Below are 22,428 nucleotides of genomic sequence, written 5' to 3' on the forward strand. Positions count from 1 at the left end.
ACCTCTAAGTCATTTTGACTTAGAGGTTTTTTTCTATTAGGTTAAAGTTAATTACAATTCAGTTTAAGTTTGAGTCTAAGTCTAAGTAAGAGCTAAATCCTCATGTTTCTAGTGGTTGACTTAAACTTAACCTCAGCCTTAAACTTAAGCTTAATATCAAATAAGTTTAGAATTGATTCGATCTAATTTAAATTTAAGTTAGATTGTGGTATAATAATTATTTGAATTAAGGAGTATTCTCAGCTAAAAGAAAATATTGTAAGCTTGGAAATCTAATTCTCTTATAGCTTTTGATTATTGATTTTTCCATTTTTTGATCTTGATATTTTGAATTTAATTGTGAATTGTGCATCGTAAATTGTCAATTGAAACGGGAGTGAAGAAAGTTTTAGATATCTCTAAAGTATTGCAATAGTAAGATTAGATTTAGCTGAAAGTATTATAAAGTTATTAGGAGGTGGGAGTATGGCTAAGTTGACTCCAATGATGCAGCAGTATTATTCAATAAAAGATGAATATCAGGATGCAATCTTATTTTTTAGATTAGGTGATTTTTATGAAATGTTCAATGATGATGCTAAGGTTGCAGCACGAGAGTTAGAATTGACTTTAACTGCTCGGAATAAAGGAAAAGGGGATAAGATTCCAATGGCAGGAGTTCCTTACCATTCTGCTGAGTCTTATCTTGCTCAATTAATAGATAAAGGTTATCGGGTGGCTATTTGTGAACAGGTAGAGGATCCAAGTGAGACGAGTGGATTGGTCAAGCGAGAAGTTGTCAGAGTGATTACGCCTGGGACTGTAGTCAATAATAATATGTTAGAGGATAAAGATAATAATTATTTGGTTGCAGTTGTGAGTGGAGCTGAAGGGTATGGCTTTTCTGTAGTAGATGTTTCAACTGGAGAGTTTATGGTGACTCAATTAGATGGTTCTGCTCCGCAAGAGAAGGTGATCGATGAATTATCACGGATCAACCCAGCGGAAGTCTTACTTGACCAAGGAGTGGAGAAGAACGAACAGATTATGGATTTTATGGCAGCACAGATTGCTCCAATCAAGACCAAGATAGCTGACAGTTTTAGTTATGATCGGGCTTATGAGTTGTTGACTGATCATTTTGAGACTGTGACTTTAGAAGGGTTTGGTTGTGAAGGACTTTCTTTAGCAATTGAAGCAGCAGGGGCAGCCTTGGACTTTTTAATTGAGACGCAAAAGAGGAGTCTGAAGCATCTTAACCGTTTATCTACTTATTCTACGACTGATTATATGGTTTTAGATGCCAATACGAGAAGGAATTTAGAGTTAGTGGAGACGATGCGGGATAAGAGTCGGAAAGGAAGTTTGTTGTGGGTACTTGATCAAACAGTGACAGCAATGGGGGGGAGAACTTTACGCCGTTGGATTGAGCAGCCGTTGCTGGAAGTAGATAAGATCAATCAGCGCTTGGATGCAGTAGAAGAGATTGCAGGAAATATCTTTTTAAAAGAGGAGTTAAAGGAGTTATTAGATCAAGTCTATGATATTGAACGGCTGATTGGAAAGGTAGTCTATGGTTCTGCCAATGCTCGTGATTTGATAGCTTTAAGAAATTCACTGGCTGTAATTCCAGAGCTTAAGGAGTTGTTGGCCCAATTTAGTAGTACTAAGTTGGTTACTTTAGAGGAAAGCCTAGATCAATTAGAAGATGTAACGGAGTTGATTACCTCTGCAATTAGAGAAGAACCGCCGACTACGATAACTGAAGGTGGAGTTATTAAGCGAGGTTATGACGAGGAGCTTGACCAACTTTTAGAGGCGATGACCAATGGCAAGGATTGGATTGTTAACTTACAAGAGCAAGAAAGGGAAAGAACAGGAATTAGTTCTTTGAAGGTTGGTCATAATAAGGTACACGGTTATTATATTGAGGTGACTAAAGCCAATCTCGATGCAGTTCCTGATGATTATGTTCGAAAGCAGACCTTAAGTAATAGTGAACGATATATTACTCCTGAGCTAAAGGAGAAGGAATCGGTTATTTTAGGGGCTGAAGAGAAGAGTGAGGAATTAGAATATAAGTTATTTGTTAGAGTTAGAGAGCAGGTGGCTGAAGAGACAGAACGGATTCAACAGTCTGCTAATATATTAGCTCAACTTGATGCTTTACTCTCTTTAGCTGAGGTAGCTTTAAATAATGATTATGCTAAGCCGACTGTGGAGGCTAATGAAGAGATTGAGATAAGTAAGGGACGCCATCCAGTTGTAGAGCAGATGATGGATGAGGAGGTTTTTGTTCCTAATGATACATATTTGGATGGGGAAGAGGATCGTTTTTCAATCATTACCGGGCCAAATATGTCAGGTAAGTCGACTTATATGCGTCAAGTGGCCTTAATCAGTCTGTTGGCCCAGATTGGTAGCTTTGTTCCTGCTGAAGAGGCGAAGATTGGGATTGTCGATCGGATCTTTACTCGGGTAGGAGCTTCAGATGATTTGACGACTGGACAGAGTACCTTTATGGTTGAGATGAATGAGGTAGCCAATATCTTAAATAATGCCACTTCTCAAAGTTTGATTATTTTGGATGAAGTTGGGCGTGGGACGAGCACTTATGATGGTTTGAGTATTGCTTGGGCAGTGATTGAATATATCAGTGATCTGGACAAGATTGGGGCTAAGAGTCTATTTGCTACTCACTATCATGAACTGACGGAGCTTGAAGATGAATTGCCAGGGGTTAAAAATTATAATGTAGCAGTCCAAGAAGAAGGTGAGCGGGTTGTCTTTTTGCGAAAGATTATACCTGGTAGTGCTGATCAAAGTTATGGGATTGAGGTTGCTAAGCGAGCTGGGATTCCTAAGCAGGTGATCGAACGCTCGAAGGTGATCTTGGCTGAGTTAGAGAAGGATGAAGTAGAGACAGTAAAATTGGCAACTGAAGAGCAAAAAGCTAGTTATCAACAACAGGAAGAAAAAGAGGAGATCAAAGAGAAGGTAACCCAAATGCCTTTATTCACTCCAGCTAATGATCAATTGACTAAAGAGTTGAGCCAACTTGATATTATGTCGATGACTCCTTTAGAAGCAATGAATCAACTGCATCAATTAAAACAGAAGGCTCAAAAAAGATTGGCAGAGCAATTTGACTCCGCTTATAAGGAGTGATCAATGTGGGTAAAATAGAGTTGCTAAGTGAAGAGGTAGCTAATAAGATTGCTGCTGGTGAAGTAATAGAACGACCTGCTTCTGTAGTTAAGGAGCTGGTTGAGAATTCGATTGATGCAGGTAGTACTAGAATTAAGGTCAAGGTTGAAGATGGCGGGAAGAAATTAATCCAGGTAGTTGATGATGGTGAAGGAATGGCAGCAGAAGATGCTAAGCTTGCCTTTGAACGGCATGCAACCAGTAAGGTTAAAGAAGCTAATGACCTTTTTGCATTGCGGACATTGGGCTTTAGGGGGGAGGCATTATCGAGTATTGCTGCTGTTTCACGGTTGAAGCTAACAACCAAAAGAGAGGATAGCTTGAGTGGAATCAAATTGCGAATAGTTGGAGGAGCGGTTGAGAAGGAGGAAAGCTGTGGTTGCCAAGTAGGAACGAATATTTTGGTAAAGGATCTCTTTTTTAATACTCCAGTTCGTTATAAATATTTACGCCAGACCTCAACTGAGATTGGCCATATCAGTGATATAATAAATCGCTTGAGCTTAGCTTATCCTGAAATCAGCTTTAGTTTAGAACATAATGGACGTCAATTGTTAGAGACAACAGGTAATGGTAATCTGTTGGATGTAATCTTTAATATTTATGGGCGAGATGTAGCTAAGGATATGATTAAGGTTGATTATCAACAAGATTATATGAAATTAACCGGTTTTATTTCTAAACCGACTACTACTCGTTCTTCTCGTAAGCACCATTCTTATTTTGTTAATGGGCGGTTTATTAAGAGTGCTTTGATGAGTAAAGCGGTTGAAGAGGCGTATCATACTTTATTGACCATTAATCGTCATCCGATTGTGGTCTTAAAGTTGAAATTAAATCCGATTTTGGTCGATGTTAATGTCCATCCGACAAAGTTGAAAGCTAAATTCAGTCGGGGTAATATAGTTTATAAAGTAGTTAAGGATGGTGTAATTAAAGCAATTAAGGGCAGTGATCTAATTCCTAAATTAGAATTAAAAGAGGATAATAAGCAAGAAGATGAAGTGAAAAAAGAGCCCAAAAAGCAGGAATATCAGCAGAAGAACTTAAACTTAACTACAGAAGCTAAGAAAACTGGAAGTAAACCAAATTATAATCAAGAGACTAAGCAGGAGAGTAAGGAAGTTAGGGCCAAAAAGATAGAGCGATTATTTGGTGGAATTGAAGATTCTAAAGGGGAGCAGATTCAAGAAGAGAGCAGTCAATATAATGAGGAAGATTTAAGCTTGGTTCCAATTGGTCAGATTCATCAAAGTTATATCATTGCTCAGGGAGTAGATGGGATGTATGTTATCGATCAGCATGCTGCTCATGAGCGGGTTATTTATCAGCAATTATTGCAGAAGTATAAAGAAGAGCAGGTCAAGATTCAAGAGTTATTGCTCCCCCTTAAGTTGGATTTGACCCATCAAGAAGCCCAGTTGTTAGCAGAAAAAGAGGAGCAGTTAGCCAAATTTGGATTTTTATTAGAAGAGTTTGGTGGTAATAGTTATTTGATTCAAGGAGTACCGGTTCAATTATATAAATTGGATGATCAAGAATTAATTTTGGATACTATTTATAAACTAATAGAAGAACTTGATTTTAAAGAGGAACATCATTTTGCTGAACAGGTATTGATTATGCTCTCTTGTAAAGCTGCAGTTAAAGCAGGAACCAAGTTATCAGTTAAAGAGATGAGCAGTCTGCTTGCTGATATTGAAGAGTATCAAGTCCAGACCTGCCCACATGGTAGGCCGGTGCTGATGCATTTATCCCAGCATGAATTAGAGAAAAAATTCAAGAGAAAATAATTAAAAAGCAGTTGATAGTTGATAATTGATAATTGAGAGTTTAGAAAAGCAATTATCAATTGACAGAATGTACAATTGACAATTAAAAAACTTCTTAATTTCTTTGGTTTTAAGGGGTTGTTCTTTAACTATTAACTATCAATTGTCAATTGTTAACTGACAAGAGGGGGGATAGAATGAACGAACCATTAGTAGCATTAGTCGGGCCAACAGCGGTAGGAAAGACTAAGCTTTCTTTGGCGTTGGCCCGGCAGTTAGAAGGAGAGATTATTTCAGCAGATTCGATGCAGATTTATCGGGGCATGGATATCGGTACTGCTAAAGCTAGCCCTGAGGAGCAAAAGATAGTGCCTCATCATTTAATAGATATAGTTGATCCAGACCAGGAATTCAGTGTAGCTGATTTTCAAGAGCGGGTTGATCAATTGATTCCTGAGATCTATCAGCGGGGTAAGTTGCCGATGATGGTCGGTGGAACAGGATTGTATGTTAAGGCAGTGATAGAAGGTTTTTTATTTCCGGATATGGAGACTGATTGGGATTTAAGAGAGCGATTAGAGAAGGAAGCAGAGAAAAAAGGAACAGAGTATGTCCATGATAAACTAGCAGAGGTTGATCCTACTTTGGCTGAGAAACTGCATCCTAATGATCTACGGCGGGTGATTAGAGGGATTGAAGTTTATCAGCAGACAGGAAAGACGATTACATATTTTAAGCAAGAAGCTAAGAAGAGGCCACCTCGCTATCAAGCACTTAAGATTGGTTTAAGGCGTGAGCGAGAAAATTTATATCATCGGATTAACAAACGTGTTGATCAGATGATTGAAGAAGGATTAGTTGAGGAGGTTAGAGAATTATATCAACAAGGGTATGATCGTGAATTAGTTTCAATGCAAGGGTTAGGTTATAAAGAGCTAATGGGATATTTTGAAGGTGAGTATGATTTAGAAGAGGCAATTCGTCTAATTAAACGAAATACTCGCCACTTTGCTAAACGACAATTTACTTGGTTTAAAAGGGATGATACTATTCATTGGTTTGATGTTGATCAGTATCAGTTTGAAGATTTATTAGCTGAGAGTAAGGAATTGATTAAGGAGCAACTTCAATCAAAAAGTGAAGTTAAGTAATCAAATTTAATAATAGGAGGCTAACTTCTGAATGAAATATAATAAAGAAGTCAGTAAGTTATTACTTAAGCTCAAAAATAAAGATCAGGGAATTAAATTATCAGGTGGTGCTGCTAAAAAAGCAAAGGTTGACTGTTCATTCTGTAGTTGTCATAGCGGGGAGCATGATGATTATATCTATTGCAAGATCGTTGATGATTATATCTGTGATGTCTGTTGTAGATATGAGGTTTGTAATGATTATCAATTGGTTAATCAAGTTTTAGATAAGGAAATATTCAGTGAAAATAGTGAAGTGATTATGTTGTGTGAACATTGTTCTTAAAAGAATAGAATTAGATTAAAAAGAAAGGAATTAATTCCTTTCTTTTTTTGATCTAAATTATTTGTGATTAATTACAATAGCTTAAGTCTAAGGTTGAGTTTAAGTCTAAGCCAACCGTTAAAAGCATAAGGGCTTAGGTTTTACTTAAACTTAGACTTAGCCTTAAACTTAAGCTTAATATCAATAGTGTTTCATTTTTTATCTTAGCAGTTCATATATATTAGGGTAAGGGGGTGAGCTGATGCCCTTAATCAATAGGAATTTAAGCAAGAGAGAAATATTACGTCAATTTGAAGAAGGAGAAATCTCTATTACTGAGGCGTTTGAATTATTAGGAGAAAAAGAAGATTTATCGATAAAAAATCCAAATGAGGAAGATAAGAGTTTAGAAAGGATAATGGAGCAACTTGAGCGGATGGTTGGTCTTGAAAATATAAAAAAGCTTGTCTCGGAATTGAAAGCTTTTATTGAAATTCAACAAGAACGACAGCGAAGAAATTTAAAGACTGAGTCTGTGGTAATGCATATGGTATTTAAGGGTAATCCAGGGACTGGAAAGACAACTGTGGCCCGAATTTTTGGAAAATTGTTTAGGGAGCTGGGGTTGTTAGAAGAGGGCCATTTAAAGGAAGTAGAACGTGCAGATTTAGTAGGGAAGTATATTGGACATACTGCTAAAAAAACGAGAGAAGTTGTTGAAGAAGCATTAGGAGGAATCTTATTTATCGATGAGGCTTATGCGTTGGCCCGGGGGGGAGAGCAGGATTTTGGCAAAGAAGCAATAGATACTTTAGTTAAGGCTATGGAAGATGAGAAAGACAATTTAATTATTATTTTAGCTGGTTATCCTCGAGAGATGGAGTATTTTTTACAGGCTAATCCTGGCTTGAAGTCTAGATTTCCGATTCAAGTTGAATTTGAAGATTATTCTTTAGAAGAGTTGATTAAGATTGCTAAATTAATGGCTCAAGAAAGAGAGTATAGCTTATCTTCTTCAGCCAAAGCAAAGCTTTACCAACAGCTAGCAGAGGCTAGGCGTGATGTAGGAACAGAAAAAGGAAATGCTCGGACAGTACGTAATTTAATTGAGCGGGGAATTAGAAAACAGGCTCTAAGGTTGGTTGAACAGAAAAAAGTGACTAAAGAAGACTTGATAACACTGACTAGAGAAGACTTGGTTTGAAAATAGCAAATTGTCATTAGGCAGTTTGTTTTGTGAGGTGAGAATGATGGTCTCAGTTTTGATAGTTGGTCAGCCGAATGTAGGTAAAACTTCTTTTGCAATTAATTTTGCTAATTATTTAGGGGTTAAGAAGTTAAAGTTATTAGTTAGGCAGCCAGCCGGTTTTATGGCGACTAAAACTTATCAACTAGAAGAAGCTTACGAAGAACTAGTTGCAGTTGAGCCTCATAAAACGACAGAAGTTCAAAGTATTCAACTTAAGTTACCTATAGGAAAGCAGGATAAAAAGATTAGGTTGATTGATAGTTGTGGATTGGTTGATGAAATTCATTCTAAACAAAAGATCCGAACAGCAATGGCTCAAACGCTTAATCAATTATTTCAGAGTCAAATAATCTTACATATGATTGACTTAAGCCAATTTGATTTTTTTAGTCAATTAAAAAAGATTGATCAGGAGCTTTATAATTTGTTTCATCAACAGCCAGGTTATAAGATTTTAGCGAATAAGTTGGATTTAGATCACCAGAAAAATAATTTGACTAAATTAGAGAGTTTAATTGAGCAAAAATTAATAATTGCAATTTCGGCTCTTTACCAGCAAGGATTTACAGAAGTAAAGACATTTTTGTTGAAAAATGTTTAAGAGGGTGTGATTTAAAATATTAAATACTATTGCTACTGTTTTTTTGATTGGATTAGTAATTAAAATAATGGATGATTATTTAGATCAGGAACTTGATCGTTTAAATCAGCAAAAAACCCTAGCAATCAAGTTGCAACGAGGAGTTGTACCCTATACATTATTGTTATTCAGTTTTGCTGTTTTGCTGAATTATCAGCTAGCAGTTTCTTTATTTTGGGCCAGTTATATTATTGGAATGGGAAGCAGTAATAATTCTTTACCAACTGGGTTAAAATCTTACCAAGAGGTTTTGATTATGTTGGGGTTAGGCTTTTTAGTACTACAGAGAGAAATCTTTATATTTGCATTAACAATTATTTTATTTATTCAGCTAGTTGATGACTTTATTGATTTTCATTCGGAAGATTATATAAATCGAGAGAATTTTGTTAATTATTTAGGGGAATGGGGGACCATTCTGCTAATATTATTCTCTCTAATAATTGCACTGCAAATTGACTGGCAGACAAGTTTAATAGTAATGATAATGACATTAGTGATTATTAAATTATTACAGTTAGTTAACTAAGTTGCTTTTAGGGCAAAAGGGAGGGGAGAATGCTTTATCAGAAGTTATTATTAATATTGGCTTCATTTATAATTGGTTTTTTCGTTGGTAAAGCTAGAGGAGAGAAGAAAGGAATTAGACAAGGTATGTTATTGACTCCATTGTTAGTAAGAAAGAAGAGCTTAGAAGAAGGAGAATGTTTACTTTGTAACAAGAAAGTAGAAGGCCTCTTCCTTTCTAAGGAGGAAAAATTTCTTTGATCTAGAATAAAATAATTAAGAGAATAAGAATTGTATAAAATAAAAGAAGGAGGGGCTTAGATGGGTTCTGAAATTAATTTGCAGAATGATTTTTTGAATCAGGTAAGAAAAGAAAAAATCGGATTAACCATTTATTTAGTTAATGGTTTTCGTTTATCAGGGATAGTAAAATCTTTTGATAACTTCACAATTTTATTAAAGACTGATGAAGGAGAGCAGTTAGTTTATAAGCATGCTGTATCGACTATTTCACCTGAGAAAGATGTAAAGGATTTACTAAATAATAGTTAAATTTAAAGGGGTTTAAGATATAATCCATCTTCATTAGCAGGCTGAATTGTTAGTGAAGATGGAAATTATAAGATCTAGCTGTTATTTAAAGTAGGGGTGAAAGATAATTAAGAAGATTATAAGCTTAGCAGTCTGTATTATAATATCGTTCTTTTTTATTGAGATGTCATTAGCTAATACTAGATTTTACTCGGAATGGGAAGAGGTTATAGCAGAAAACGAGAAGATAGTTGATAAAAAAACGAGCGAAGATTTAATAGCTCATTATAAATTAGGGGTTGCTTATGCAAATTTAGGTGAAATTGAAAAGAGTGTAGATGTTTTTAAAGCAATACAAGATGAAGATTATCTTAATGAACTTAGGGATTTGATAATTAACTATCGGATTATGCTACGCCGTGAACCAGATAATATTAAAGCAATTAATTACTTAGCATTTGCTTATTATATAGCTCATATGGATTCTGAAGCTAAGGAAATGTTTGAACAATTAATAGAGTTAGATCCAGAAAACATTTGGGTTTATAATTACTTAGCAATTGTTAATCAAGAATTAGAAAATTATCAGGAAACTGAACGAAACTTAAGAACAGCTTTAGAAATTAAAGATAATGAATATAGTCATTTTTTACTAGGAGTTAACTATTATAGACAAGGTGATTTAGTTAAAGCAAACTATTATATGTTAAAGGGAAGAAGAGTTGCTCGAACTTTTTTTAACTTATGATCTGATATAAATTGAATTTTCTTTTTAAGGAAACTAGGAAATTGTCTATTAATTTGCTTTTAGTAGTTAAAAAGGTTTTTATTTGTTTAAATGTGTATTTTTTTAATAAATAAGCAGGAATATTTTTATTAATCAAGAACCTCTATAAAAGGAAGAAGGAAGTTATTATAATAATTATTTTAAATTTAGTGTATAATATTAATATCTAAGATAGTGATATAATAGGAAATAGTTTATTGTCGGTTGGAAGGGGAAGCAATATGGAAATTTATTTAGCTGAACATGCTGGTTTTTGTTTTGGGGTTGATCGTGCTATGAATTTAGCCTTAAAAACTGGGGAAGATAAGGATTGTGAAGTTTTTACTTTAGGTCCTTTAATACATAATCCACAGGCTGTTGAGAGATTAGAGGAATCTGGAGTTGAAGTAAGAGCCGAATTAGAAAATATTTCTAATGGAGCAGTAATTATTCGCTCTCATGGAGTACCACCTAAGATTTTAGATCAAGCAGCTGAGCGGGATTTAGAGCTCATAAATGCCACTTGTCCTTTTGTTAAACGGGCACAAGAAAAAGCTAAAGAGTTAAAAGAAGAAGGTTATCAAGTTGTAATTAGTGGGGATAAAGAGCATCCTGAAGTGGTTGGGATTTTAGGCTTTGCAGATAATGAAGCAATTGTTGTTGAAGATGAATCTGATTTTGATAAACTAGCAGATGAGCAAAAAGTTGGAATTATTGCTCAAACCACTCAATCACTTGAAAATTTACAGAAGTTGAGTAATTATTTACTTACTGAAGTATCTGAATTAAAAGTTTATAATACTATTTGTACAACGACTGGACAACGTCAAAATGAAGCAGCTGAATTATCAAAAAAGGTTGAATTAATGTTAGTTATTGGAGGACATAATAGTGCTAATACCAATCGTTTAGCAGAAATTTGTCGTGAAAGTGGAGTGAAAACTTATCACATTGAAGCGGTAGATGACTTACAAACGAATTGGTTTAAGAATATTAAAAAAGTAGGTATTACTGCAGGGGCATCAACCCCGAATTGGATAATTAAGGAGGTCGTAAGGAGAATGGAAGAAATTAAAAATGAAGAAGAAAAGAATGATGTTGAAGCTACTAGTTTAACAGAAGGTGAAATAGTTAGTGGCAAGATTGAAGAGGTATCGCAAGAAGGGATTTCTGTAGATCTAGGAGGTGACACTGAAGGGTTTATCCCAAAAGATGAAATCAAGGAAGAAGATTTTGAAGAAGAGTACAATGTAGGTGATGAAGTAGAGGTTGAAGTTTTAGATCCTGAAGGTGAAGATGGACGAGCTAGTTTATCTAAAAAGAAAGTGGATGTTGAGCAAGCTTGGGAAAAGGTGGAAGAGATACATCAATCAGGAGAAATAATTGAAGCAGAAGTAAATGATACAGTTAAAGGTGGATTAGTTGTAGATATTGGTGTGAGAGGATTTATTCCTGCTTCACATGTTGCTATTGAATATGTAGAGGATTTGAGTCAATTTGTTGGACAAACATTGAAATTACGAATTATTGAGGTTGAAAGAGAAGATAATAATGTAGTTCTTTCTCGTAAAGTAGTATTAGATGAAGAACGCCAAGAGAAGAAGAAAGAAGTTTTAAGTTCTTTGGAAGAAGGAACAGAAATCGAAGGTGAAGTTACCAAATTAGTTGATTTTGGTGCTTTTGTAGAATTAGGTGGAGTAGAAGGATTACTTCATATTTCTGAGATTTCTTGGGGTAGAATTGGACATCCTTCTGAAGTATTAGAAGAAGGGGAAATGATTAACGTCAAAATTTTAGGTGTTGATGAAGAAGAGGGAAGAGTTTCTTTAGGACTTAAGCAGACACAGCCAGATCCTTGGGAAGAGTTTCTTGAAGAGTATAATGAAGGAGATATTGTAGAAGGTAAGATCACTAAAACAGTTGATTTTGGTGCTTTCATGGAAATTAAGCCTGGTGTAGAAGGTTTAATCCATATTTCTCAACTATCTCATGATCATGTTGCTACTGTAGAAGAAGTAGTAACTGAAGGAGATGTTGTAAAAACTAAAGTTATTAACATTGAACCAGAGGGTAGAAGGGTTGGGCTTAGTATCAAAGAATTAGAATCTCCTGCTCCTAAACAGAAAAAGTCTAAACCTAAAACAACTACTCGAGATAATAATAATAATAACAATAATAATGAAGGTAGTGGAGTAAAATTAGGAGATGTATTTGGGGATTTATTTGAAGAGTAAAACTTTATAAGTGAAGATAAAATATAAAGCCCTAGCTATTTAAATAGCTAGGGCTTTATATTTTTTCATATCCCTCACTAAAGAACATAGACTAAAATAGAGGAGGGATATTATGTTAAATAAAATTTGGTTTGCTATGATTACAGTGGGTATGGTTGTAGCAGCTATTAATGGAAGAATGGAAGAAGTTTCTGTAGCTATTTTACAATCAGCTGAAGAGAGTGTTAGAATAGTAATTAAATTAATTGGCCCGATGTCTTTATGGTTAGGATTGATGAAGTTAGCTGAAGAATCAGGATTAGTACAAGGTCTAGCCAAATTATTTAAGCCAGTAGCTAAAATTTTATTCCCTAAAATACCAACTGATCACCCAGCTTTAGGGTCAATAATGATGAATTTAAGTGCTAATTTATTAGGGTTAGGTAACTCAGCAACTCCTTTGGGTATTAAAGCAATGCATCAATTACAGAGTTTAAATAATAAGTCAGAAACCGCCTCTGATGCTATGTGTACTTTTTTAGTAATTAATACGTCAGGTTTAACTTTAATTCCTACAACTATATTAGCTTTACGGGCAGGAGCTGGCTCTATTAATCCAACTGAAATTGTAGGAACTACTTTATTTGCTACAGCTTGTTCTACAATAGCTGGTGTTATAATTAATAAACTTTTAATTAAAGTAGGTAGATCTAAGTTATGATCGATTTAATAAATTTGATTTCAGAATGGGCAATACCGGTAGTTATATTTTTTATTCTCTCTATTTCCTTTTATAGAGGAATTAAAGTTTATGATGTCTTTGTAGAAGGGGCAGTTGAAGGATTAGCTACTGGAATTAAGATCATACCTTATTTACTAGCAATGTTAGTAGCGATTGGAGTTTTTAGAAGCTCTGGTGCTTTAGATCTAATTTTGGATTTAGTAGCTATTCCTTTACAAAGAGTGGGCATACCTAAAGAGGTTATCCCCTTAAGTTTGATCAGACCATTATCAGGTACAGGAGCTTTGGGCTTTGTGACTGATTTGATAAATCAATATGGTCCAGATTCATTTATCGGTAGATTAGCTTCGACTATGCAAGGTAGTACGGAGACAACCTTTTATGTAGTGACAGTTTATTTTGGAGCAATAGGAATTAAGAATACTCGCCATGCTATTGCAGCTGGTTTAGTGGCAGATTTTGTGGGTTTTATAGCTGCCGTCTTTATTTGTCAACTAGTCTTTGGCTGAAAGCAGGAATTTAATTTACAATCTTGAATTAATTATTGAAAGTGAATCATTTTATTCTTAAGAAGGTTAGTGAATATTCTGGCTTAATTTGTAAAACTATAAAGATGATAGTGATAACGATAGGAGTTGAATTAAGATGGACAAATATATTGATTTACATTTACATACTACAGCATCAGATGGAAGTTTCACCCCAACTGAAGTAGTTAGAACTGCAAAAAGTATGGGATTTAGTGCGATAGCAATTACAGATCACGATACTTTAGCTGGTTTAGAAGAAGGAGCTAGGGTTGCTAAAGAAGAAGGGATAGAATTTGTACCAGGGATTGAATTGAATACTGATTATGACGACACCGAAATACATGTATTAGGATATTATCTAGATTATGGCAGAGAAAATTTATTAAATAAGTTAGATACTTTACAAAAAGCCCGATATAATAGAATTAAGAATATGGTAGATAAGTTAAATGGTTTAGGGTTTGATATTGAATTTGAAGAGATAACTGATATTGCTGAAGATGCAGCTTTAGGGCGACCTCATATTGCTCAAGTTATGCTTGATAAAGGATATGTTAAAGAGTGGAGTCAAGCTTTTGATCAGTATATTGGTTGTCAAGGGCCAGCTTATGTTAAACGAAAAAAGCTGACTGCTAAAGAAGCAATTCAATTGATTAAGTCTGCTAGAGGAATTCCTATCATTGCTCATCCTGTATTAATCGGGAATGATCAATTATTACCTAAATTAGTAGAATGGGGGGCAGAAGGTTTTGAAGTTTATCATACGGAACATGATCAAGCAGCTACGCGGAGATATTTAGAGTTTGCCAAGCAGAATGATTTACTGATTACAGGCGGTTCTGATTGTCATGGGCCAAAGAGGAAAGGAGAGATATTGCTAGGGGAGATAAAAGCCCCTTATAAATTATTAAACAGATTAAAACAGTTAAAAAAGCAGATCTAATAATAAAATCTAACCATTTTAATAACTAAGTAAGGGGGAATTAATATGTTAGAAACCTTGAGACAAGGTGGTATTACTATGATACCATTATTACTTTGTTCAATAATCAGTTTAGCGGTAAGTTTAGAACGATTAATCTATTTAAAAAGAGCTAAAGGGGATAATTTCAGATTAATTAAAAAGGTCAAACTAATGATAGATAATAGAAAGATTGGAGAAGCAAAATCAATTCTTCAAGAAGCGAGAGGGCCAGTAGCAGGGATGTTGTTAGAAGGGATTAAGTATTATGGAAAGAAAAAATATGAAATTCAAGATTACTTAGAAATAGTAGGTAATAATCAACTGAAAAAGCTGGAAAAGAGGCTTAGGGTTTTGGATTTTATTGCTACTGTCTCACCTCTGTTAGGTCTATTAGGAACGGTATTAGGAATTATTGATAGTTTTAATATTTTGGCAGGAGCTGATAGTTTAAGTTCGCCTGGAGCAATCAGTGTAGGTATTTCTCAAGCATTAATCAGTACAGCTGTAGGATTAATAGTAGCTATTCCGACGATGATGATGTATACTTATCTAGTAAGTTTAGTTGAAGCAAGAGCTGAAGAGATGAATCGCTGGACTTTAGATTTGGTTGAGATATTGAGTCAGGGTGGTAGCAATGTTCAATTCTAACTTAAAAAAGAAGTCTAGAATAGATATTTTACCTATGATAGATGTTATATTCTTTTTATTGGTCTTTTTTATGTTATTTACAACTTTTAGGACAACACCAGAAGGATTGGAGGTTAATCTGCCTCAAGCCACAACAGTTACAGCACAGGAAGAGGATTTGCAGGTCAATGTAATTTTAGCTGAAGATGATCAACTCTATGTAGATGATCAATTAGTAACTGAACAAGGTTTTTCTCTTGAGCTAGCCAAAATCTTAGAAAAATCACCAGAGGCTGTTTTTGTAATCAAGGCTGACCAAGATGTTAAATATCAAAGAATTATTAAAGCAATGGATTCAATACGTGAGGCTGGTGGTTATCGCTTGGCTTTAGCAGCAAATAAAGAGGACTTAAATTAGGTGATAATTTATGAAAAAGAAGGATAATAAATCAGAAGCTGGCATGAGAAAATATTTATTTGTTTCTGTTGTAGCTCATCTTGCAATTATATATTTTTTATCTAGCTTTGCAGGAGAAAAGCCAGCATTTCAAATTTACCCGATGGAGTACTATAGTGAAGTACAAGTAGTTCATTATGATGACCAGACGGGGTCTGAGCAAAATGATTTTAAACTAGAAGAGGAAGCTGAGCAAGAGTTAACAAAAGAGCAAGAAGAAGCAGAAAAAGTAGAAGAAGTACTAGAAGACGAGTTAGAAGAAGTTGAAGATGAAGCTACACCAACAGAAGAAGAGGCTGAAGTAACTGAGTCAGAAGAGCTAGCTGAGGTAGCAGAAGAAGAGGTAGTAGACGAAGTTAAAGAAGAAGGTACTGAGTTAGATGAAGAGGTCTTAACTAGTGATCTAAGTGAGGAAGAGATAAAAGTAAACGAAGATGAAGAGACAGAGGAACAAATTGAAGAGCAAGAAGAAGTTGAAGAAGAAAAACCAACAGAGGAAGAGCCTGAATTAACTGAGTCAGAAGAAGTGAAAGAAGCAGAAGAAGCAGAAGAAACAGAAGAAACAGAAACTCCTCCAGTAGCTAGAGATTTTATCACTACTAAAATAACACCTAGTTACCCTAAGGATGCAGCAAATCTTGCTCAAGAGGGAACTGTTAGGTTATTAGTGACTGTTAAAAGTGATGGAGAAATCAAGGAGGTAGAACTATTAGAATCGGCTGAAAATAGTCAATTTAATAATGTGGCTGAATTGACAGTTGAGCGTGGATGGCAATTTAAACCAGCTGAATCTGATTATCAAATAGAACTTCTTGTTGATTTTAAGTATACTGATCAGCAAAGTGACGTTGAATTAGAATTTATTGATTTATTCTTTGTTGAGGAATGAGGTGATAACTAGTGAAAAAGATAGTATTATTTTCAACTATCTTATTATTGATTGTGTCTTCTCCTCAGCTTACTGCACAAGAAGATGAGCATGGTAATTTGCAGTTAGAAAATGATTACATTGAAATTTTTGTTAATCAAAATCAATCAAATAAGGGAAGATTTGCTATTCATGTGACGGGTGGGGATCCAATGCGAGATGGAGATAATAATAAGCCGTTAGTTTATGGACATCCTCATCCTTGGACTTCCTATACTACAATTAGAATTGATGGAGAAAATTATATTTTTGGAGGAGAGACTGATCGGAGAGCAGGGAGAGGTGGCAACTATGGTAAGTTGCTACAAGCACCTACTATTGAAGATGAACAAATTATAACTACATATAAATTTGGAGAGGTAGTTGTTGATCAAATTTTAAGTTTTGTCAAAAGTACTACTACTGGTTTGCCAGATACTGCACGGATTGAGTATCAAGTTAAGAATACAGGAGAAGAAATCAAAGAGGTTGGGAGTAGAATTATGATCGATACTTTATTAGGAGAGAATGATGGAGCTCCCTTTAGAGTTGAAGATCAAATTATAGATGGGGATAAGGTCTTTTTGCGAGATGAGCATCTGCCTGATTTTTGGCAGACTTTTGATAGTTTAGAAGACCCTAAGGTAACTTCTCAAGGAACGGTAGTTGGCCCTAATCTGACTGCACCTGACGAGATGTACTTTACAAATTGGGGTAGTTTAGCTGATGCTCCTTGGGAATTTAACTTTGACCCTGGTCGAGACTTCATTAGGGAAGGTGAGTTTGAATTAGATAGTGCGATGGCTTTATTCTGGCAGCCAGAAGATTTACAACCAGGAGAAAGTAGGACTTATGCGACTAAATATGGTCTGGGTGGAATTACTATTGTGCCTGGTCTGTTATCAGTAGGGGTTACGTCACCTTCTACAGTGGTAATGGAGCGACCTGATAAGACTGTAGATATTATTGCTTATATTCAAAATACTGCTGAGATTACTGTTGAAGACGTAGAAGTTGAGTTAGATTTACCTGAAGATTTAGAGTTGGTTTCTAGTGATAAGAAGGAAGTGGTTGGTGATTTAGAGCCAGGAGAGACGTTACAAAGAATGTGGCAAGTTAGACCTAAAGATTTTACAAAAGATAATTTTGAATATACAGTTAAGGTAGATGCTGAAAATACAGATGCCAACCAAGTAAGTCGTTCTTTAGAAGTAGTTGGCCCGCCTGACTTATCATTGGATCTGATTGGCCCTGACCAGATAAGAACTTATCAGAATAGATTAGAAGAGGATTCTTTTTTAGTTAATGCTGAGATTAAAAATGAAGGATTTTCGCCAGCTTATGATGTCAGTGCTCAATTGGCCCTTCCTCCAGGATTAAGTGTCAGCCGAGGGGAGATCGAAGAGAAAAAGCTGGGATATTTATTACCAGGAGAATCGATTCAATTATCTTGGCGAATAGATCCTTTACAGATGGTTAGTGGTGAGTTACCTTATATTGTTGAGGTAAGCAGTGATAATGCTTCTAATCGGATTAGTAAGAAAGAAATTTCATTGCCAAGTCTAGAGTCGAAGGCAGAATTTGAAGTTCTTGATCTGGAAGAAGGTTTTGAAGAAGGAGATTATTTGACTGTTGAGGTGAAATTAAATAATTTAATCAGTTTTTATCGTGGGAGTTTTGATATTGGTTACAATGATGATGTTTTAGAACCAATTTATATTTCACGGGGCAATTTATTTGTGGAAAGTGGAGATTTGTTGAGTTGGAATTCACCTGAAATCGATCGGGAAGAAGCTAAAATTGAAGGTGTTTCTGGGGCTTTGGATGCGGCTAGAAGTCTTGATTCAGAGACTTTTGCTCAACTTCATTTTAGAGTTAAATCTCATGGAGAGCTTGGTTTAGAATTTTTAGATTTTAATCTTTATGATCGAAGTGAAGAAGAGATTGAGCTTGAGTTAGAAGATAAAGCGGTTTATATTGGGGGTAGTTAATTATGAAAAATAAAAAGCTTTCTCTGTTATTAGCATTGCTGTTAATAATAAATGCTACTTTACCTGTATTGGCTAGTGGTCAAATTGAAGATCTTTCTAGTGATCATTGGGCTTATCAAAGTGTAGTTGAATTGGTTGAAAGAGGTTATATGTCACTATATGAAGATAATAAGTTTCAAGGAGAAGATGAGGTTACTAGGTATGAGTTAGCAGAGATAATAGCTAAGATGTTGGAGAATATAGAACAAGGACGGGTAACAGCTGAAGAAGATGATATGTTAACTTTAAAAAAGTTGGCTACTGAATTTCGTGAGGAATTAGTGGAGCTAATGCAGCAAAATAAGGAGTTAGAAGAAGGTATTGAGGGGCTAGAGCAAGAACAATTAATTATAAGGGAAGACTTAATTAAGACTAATGATCGGGTTAATGATTTGGGCCAACAAGCAAGTGAAATCATAAAAGATTTGGAAGAAGAATCAACTAAAATTATGACTTTACAGACTCAGGTTGAGCAATTGCAATCTGAAAATAAAGCATTGAGATCACATGTTGAAGATTTAGAGCAGGGTTTAGGAACTACTGGAAGTCAAGAAGAGATTGATAGATTGAATCGCAGGTTTTTCTGGTTAGCAGGAGGAACGGCAGTTACTGCGTTGTTGTTGCTTGGGAATTAGTGGTTAGTGACTAGTAATTAGTAACTAGTAACTAGTAATTAGTAACTGGTGATTAGTAAGACGTATTAACTTTGATTTGGCTGATAAGGGGGAGTTAAGATGAGATTAAAAGCAAGAATAATACCTATCATTTCCCTAACTTTACTTTGCTTATTGTTGGCCCCCTTGGCTAGTAGTATTTTTGCACCTAATTATAATACAGCTTATGCTGATGGAATTAGTGAACGGAGAGCTTATCAGGGATTGGCTTTAACATTATTAGCGATCTATGCGGTTGATCGATTTAGTGGTGATTCGGCTGAGGCAGAAGAGGTTGGAAATACCGTAGTAGATTATAATAATAATGATTTGGAATGGTTGGCACGAGCTGTCCATGGAGAGGCAAGAGGAGAACCTTATGATGGCCAAGTTGCAGTGGCAGCAGTTATTTTAAATCGAGTTCAAGATGATGAGTTTCCAGATGATATTTATGATGTTATTTATCAGCCGGGCCAATTTGCAGCAGTTGATGATGGACAGATCAATCTAACTCCAAATGACACTTCTTATCAAGCTGCTAAAGAGGCGTTAAGTGGGAGAGATCCATCATTAGGAGCACTTTTCTTTTATAATCCTCGGACTGCACGGACTTTATGGTGGTTGACAAGCCGAGAAACAACTGTTCAAATTGGGGATCATGTTTTTGCGAAATAAAAATTAAAGAAGTGATACATACTAGGTCTCAGAAGATGTCTTCTGAGATCTTTTTTTCTTACGTTATATTACAATATTGTGGCACTTTCAGTGCCACAATATTGAGTTGACAGTTTACGGTTGACAGTTTACAGTTAAGATCAAAATCTTAAAATCTTAAGAGCTATAAAAAGCCTTAAAATTATAGCTTTAGATTGGTTTTGGGTTTAAGTTTTAAATGGTTTTAACTGTCAACCATCAACTGTTCACTGTCAACTGATATAAAGTGGCAAAGTGCCACTTTATATCAATAAGGCTTAACCTTAAACTTATGTTAAGATTTTCATTGACAGGTTAGGAGATATATGTTATATTTTAATAAATCATTACTTTATTTGTCTAAAGGACTAAAGGAGGAGTTAATTTGACTTTTGATAAATTGCAACGACCAGAAGGAACGAAAGATTATCTGCCCCAGATGGCAGCTAAGAAACGAGAGTTAGAAAATAAATTAAATCAGTTATTTATGAGGTGGGGCTATCAAGAAATAATAACCCCTACCTTTGAGTTTTATGATCTTTTGTCTGCAGGGACAGAGGGGTTACAAGCTAAAATGTATAAGTTTTTCAATCGGAAGGGTGAAATTTTGGCTTTACGACCGGAGATGACAGCACCGATTGCTCGGATAGCAGCAACAGAGCTTAGAGGTCGGTCACTTCCTTTGCGGTTATGTTATCAAAGTAATGTCTTTCGATACGAAACACCTCGAGCAGGAAGAAAGAGGGAGTTTTATCAAGCAGGAATTGAGTTATTAGGAATTGAGACCCCTCTTGGAGATGCTGAGGTGATAGCAGTTGCAGCGGAATCACTATTAGCTTCAGGATTAAATAACTTTAAGATAGATATTGGAGATGTTGATTACTTTGGGGGAATTATGAAAGCTGCTAAGATGGATCAAAGAAGTCAAGCTGAGGTTAGACAGGCTTTATCAAATAAGAACTTTGTTAAATTAGAGGAATTATTAGCAGATAGTGAGCTTAATTCTCAACAACAAGAGGCTATTTTAACTGCTCAAAATTTACGAGGTGGTTTAGAAGTTATTGATGAAGCTAAGCAACTGGTTAACAATCAAGAGTCTTTGGAGGCATTGATTAATTTAGAAGAGGTTTATCATGATTTAGAACTGTTAGGAGTTAGTGAATATATCTGCCTTGATTTGAGTGTGGTACGTAGCTTTGATTATTATACTGGGATCGTCTTTGAAGGTTATACTAAGGATTTAGGATATACAATCTGTGGTGGAGGGCGTTATGATAAGTTGGTTGAAAAGTTTGATTATCCAATTCCTGCAACTGGATTTGCTTTAGGGATTGATCGATTGTTATTATCATTAGACAATCAAGGTTATCAATTTGAAGGAAGTAGTGTAGATACTTTGCTTTTAAGCAGTCGTGAGCAAAAAGCTAATGGTTTCAATCTAGCTAAAAAATTACGCCAAGCTGGAGAAAGTGTCGAATTAGAAATTTATGATCGCAAGTTGGAGAAAACAATCGATTATGCAGTGGAGAAAAATATAAATCGACTCTTAATTGTTGGAGTTGAGGAAGAGAGTATAGCTAAAAGTTCTACTATTAAAGAAGTGTCTGGATTGGAAGTAAGAGAGATTAAACTAAAAGAGGTGGCAGAGAATGAATAAATTAACTGTTGCATTACCTAAAGGGAGGCTGTTTGATCCGGCTGTTGAAATATTAGAGCAAGCAGGTTTGATCAATCGTGAATTAGATGATGATTCTCGTAAGTTAGTCTTAAGTGATCCTAAAGAGGAGGTTGACTTTATCCTTTCTAAAGCTGTTGATGTTCAGACTTATGTTGAGCATGGGGTGGCTGATTTTGGAATAGCAGGGAAGGATATTTTATTGGAAGCAGGTGCTACTGTTTGTGAGGTGGTTGATTTAGGATTGAGTAAGTGTCGTTTGGTGGTGGCTATTCCTGAAGAGCGAGGGATTACGGAGATGGGCCAACTACCGCCAACAGGGCGAGTGGCTACTAAGTATCCCAATGTAGCAAAGAAATTTTTTAAAGAGCAAGGAATTCAAATTGAAGTGGTTAAACTTAATGGTTCGATTGAGTTGGCCCCTTTGATTGGATTGACCGATATGATCGTTGATATAACTTCAACAGGGACGACTTTACGAGAGAACAATTTAGTGGAAGTAGCTGAAATAGCTAAATCATCGGCTAGATTGATTGTCAATAGAGTCAGCTATAAGGCTTCTCATCAGCGGATTAAAGGAGTTATTGAGCGGGTCAAGGAAGTGGTGGGTAGTAATTAGTAATTAGTGATTAGTAATTAGTAACAACTAATAAGCAGTAAGCAGTAAGCAGTGAGCAGTGAGCAGTGAGCAGTGAGCAACAAGCAACAAGCAACAAGCAACAAGTTACAAGTTACAAGTTACAAGTTACAAGTCACAAGTCACAAGTCACAAGTCACAAGTCACAAGTCACAAGTCACAAGTCACAAGTCACAAGTCACAAGTCACAAGTC

Annotated in this window: 22 protein-coding genes; all 22 read left to right on the forward strand. The window is 35.4% G+C overall.

The window, feature by feature from the left end; genetic code table 11:
- The first annotated feature begins 465 nt into the window (after positions 1–465).
- The 22 genes from mutS to hisG all read left to right on the forward strand — a co-directional run bounded on the left by mutS (position 466) and on the right by hisG (position 22,216).
- Positions 466–3,147: a DNA mismatch repair protein MutS gene (gene mutS / locus MWH28_RS09975; protein WP_248619221.1), complete on the forward strand. Its 2,682-nt coding sequence runs from the start codon at positions 466–468 to the stop codon at positions 3,145–3,147.
- A 5-nt stretch (positions 3,148–3,152) separates the two neighbouring features.
- Positions 3,153–4,979 carry a DNA mismatch repair endonuclease MutL gene (gene mutL, locus MWH28_RS09980; protein ID WP_248619222.1) on the forward strand — a complete coding sequence of 609 codons (1,827 nt, stop codon included), beginning with the start codon at positions 3,153–3,155 and terminating at the stop codon, positions 4,977–4,979.
- A 176-nt stretch (positions 4,980–5,155) separates the two neighbouring features.
- Positions 5,156–6,109 (forward strand): tRNA (adenosine(37)-N6)-dimethylallyltransferase MiaA, encoded by a 954-nt coding sequence (gene miaA, locus MWH28_RS09985; RefSeq protein ID WP_248619223.1) that lies wholly within the window; start codon positions 5,156–5,158, stop codon positions 6,107–6,109.
- A gap of 31 nt (positions 6,110–6,140) precedes the next feature.
- Complete coding sequence (locus MWH28_RS09990; RefSeq protein ID WP_248619224.1) at positions 6,141–6,434, forward strand: hypothetical protein; 294 nt, start codon at positions 6,141–6,143, stop codon at positions 6,432–6,434.
- A gap of 241 nt (positions 6,435–6,675) precedes the next feature.
- The gene (locus MWH28_RS09995) at positions 6,676–7,617 is read left to right on the forward strand and encodes an AAA family ATPase (protein ID WP_248619225.1); all 942 of its coding nucleotides are present in this window, start codon (positions 6,676–6,678) and stop codon (positions 7,615–7,617) included.
- Between the two features lie 43 nt (positions 7,618–7,660).
- On the forward strand, positions 7,661–8,263 hold the full coding sequence (locus tag MWH28_RS10000; protein WP_248619226.1) for a GTPase: 603 nt from the start codon (positions 7,661–7,663) through the stop codon (positions 8,261–8,263).
- Between the two features lie 67 nt (positions 8,264–8,330).
- Positions 8,331–8,831, forward strand: coding sequence for a hypothetical protein (locus tag MWH28_RS10005; protein ID WP_248619227.1), 501 nt, complete (start codon positions 8,331–8,333; stop codon positions 8,829–8,831).
- A 29-nt stretch (positions 8,832–8,860) separates the two neighbouring features.
- Positions 8,861–9,070: a hypothetical protein gene (locus MWH28_RS10010; protein WP_248619228.1), complete on the forward strand. Its 210-nt coding sequence runs from the start codon at positions 8,861–8,863 to the stop codon at positions 9,068–9,070.
- Positions 9,071–9,130: 60 nt separating this feature from the next.
- Positions 9,131–9,361 carry an RNA chaperone Hfq gene (gene hfq / locus MWH28_RS10015; RefSeq protein ID WP_248619229.1) on the forward strand — a complete coding sequence of 77 codons (231 nt, stop codon included), beginning with the start codon at positions 9,131–9,133 and terminating at the stop codon, positions 9,359–9,361.
- A 163-nt stretch (positions 9,362–9,524) separates the two neighbouring features.
- Positions 9,525–10,088 carry a tetratricopeptide repeat protein gene (locus tag MWH28_RS10020; RefSeq protein WP_248619230.1) on the forward strand — a complete coding sequence of 188 codons (564 nt, stop codon included), beginning with the start codon at positions 9,525–9,527 and terminating at the stop codon, positions 10,086–10,088.
- A gap of 260 nt (positions 10,089–10,348) precedes the next feature.
- Positions 10,349–12,340, forward strand: coding sequence for a bifunctional 4-hydroxy-3-methylbut-2-enyl diphosphate reductase/30S ribosomal protein S1 (locus MWH28_RS10025; RefSeq protein ID WP_248619231.1), 1,992 nt, complete (start codon positions 10,349–10,351; stop codon positions 12,338–12,340).
- 112 nt (positions 12,341–12,452) lie between these two features.
- Entirely contained in the window at positions 12,453–13,040 is a 588-nt protein-coding gene (locus MWH28_RS10030) for a nucleoside recognition domain-containing protein (RefSeq protein ID WP_248619232.1), read from the forward strand.
- A complete protein-coding gene (locus MWH28_RS10035) occupies positions 13,037–13,570 on the forward strand; it encodes a spore maturation protein (protein WP_282580198.1) in 534 nt (177 codons plus the stop codon). The genes MWH28_RS10030 and MWH28_RS10035 overlap by 4 nt, the downstream gene beginning before the upstream one ends.
- Before the next feature lie 136 nt (positions 13,571–13,706).
- Complete coding sequence (locus tag MWH28_RS10040; RefSeq protein WP_248619233.1) at positions 13,707–14,534, forward strand: PHP domain-containing protein; 828 nt, start codon at positions 13,707–13,709, stop codon at positions 14,532–14,534.
- A gap of 45 nt (positions 14,535–14,579) precedes the next feature.
- Complete coding sequence (locus MWH28_RS10045) at positions 14,580–15,203, forward strand: MotA/TolQ/ExbB proton channel family protein (protein WP_248619234.1); 624 nt, start codon at positions 14,580–14,582, stop codon at positions 15,201–15,203.
- The gene (locus MWH28_RS10050) at positions 15,190–15,600 is read left to right on the forward strand and encodes an ExbD/TolR family protein (protein ID WP_248619235.1); all 411 of its coding nucleotides are present in this window, start codon (positions 15,190–15,192) and stop codon (positions 15,598–15,600) included. Before MWH28_RS10045 ends, MWH28_RS10050 begins: the two co-directional genes overlap by 14 nt.
- A 10-nt stretch (positions 15,601–15,610) precedes the next feature.
- Positions 15,611–16,528 carry an energy transducer TonB gene (locus tag MWH28_RS10055; RefSeq protein WP_248619236.1) on the forward strand — a complete coding sequence of 306 codons (918 nt, stop codon included), beginning with the start codon at positions 15,611–15,613 and terminating at the stop codon, positions 16,526–16,528.
- An 11-nt stretch (positions 16,529–16,539) separates the two neighbouring features.
- Positions 16,540–18,537 (forward strand): NEW3 domain-containing protein, encoded by a 1,998-nt coding sequence (locus MWH28_RS10060; RefSeq protein ID WP_248619237.1) that lies wholly within the window; start codon positions 16,540–16,542, stop codon positions 18,535–18,537.
- Between the two features lie 2 nt (positions 18,538–18,539).
- Positions 18,540–19,211 carry an S-layer homology domain-containing protein gene (locus MWH28_RS10065; protein ID WP_248619238.1) on the forward strand — a complete coding sequence of 224 codons (672 nt, stop codon included), beginning with the start codon at positions 18,540–18,542 and terminating at the stop codon, positions 19,209–19,211.
- Positions 19,212–19,310: 99 nt separating this feature from the next.
- Positions 19,311–19,904, forward strand: a complete 594-nt coding sequence (locus tag MWH28_RS10070) for a cell wall hydrolase (RefSeq protein WP_248619239.1) — start codon at positions 19,311–19,313, stop codon at positions 19,902–19,904.
- Positions 19,905–20,307: 403 nt separating this feature from the next.
- Positions 20,308–21,579, forward strand: a complete 1,272-nt coding sequence (gene hisZ, locus MWH28_RS10075) for an ATP phosphoribosyltransferase regulatory subunit (RefSeq protein ID WP_248619240.1) — start codon at positions 20,308–20,310, stop codon at positions 21,577–21,579.
- The gene (gene hisG / locus MWH28_RS10080) at positions 21,572–22,216 is read left to right on the forward strand and encodes an ATP phosphoribosyltransferase (protein WP_248619241.1); all 645 of its coding nucleotides are present in this window, start codon (positions 21,572–21,574) and stop codon (positions 22,214–22,216) included. The genes hisZ and hisG overlap by 8 nt, the downstream gene beginning before the upstream one ends.
- Positions 22,217–22,428: the final 212 nt, after the last annotated feature.

Origin of the sequence: Natroniella sulfidigena, from assembly GCF_023223645.1 — a bacterium.
In the GTDB taxonomy this organism is placed as follows: domain Bacteria; phylum Bacillota; class Halanaerobiia; order Halobacteroidales; family Halobacteroidaceae; genus Natroniella; species Natroniella sulfidigena.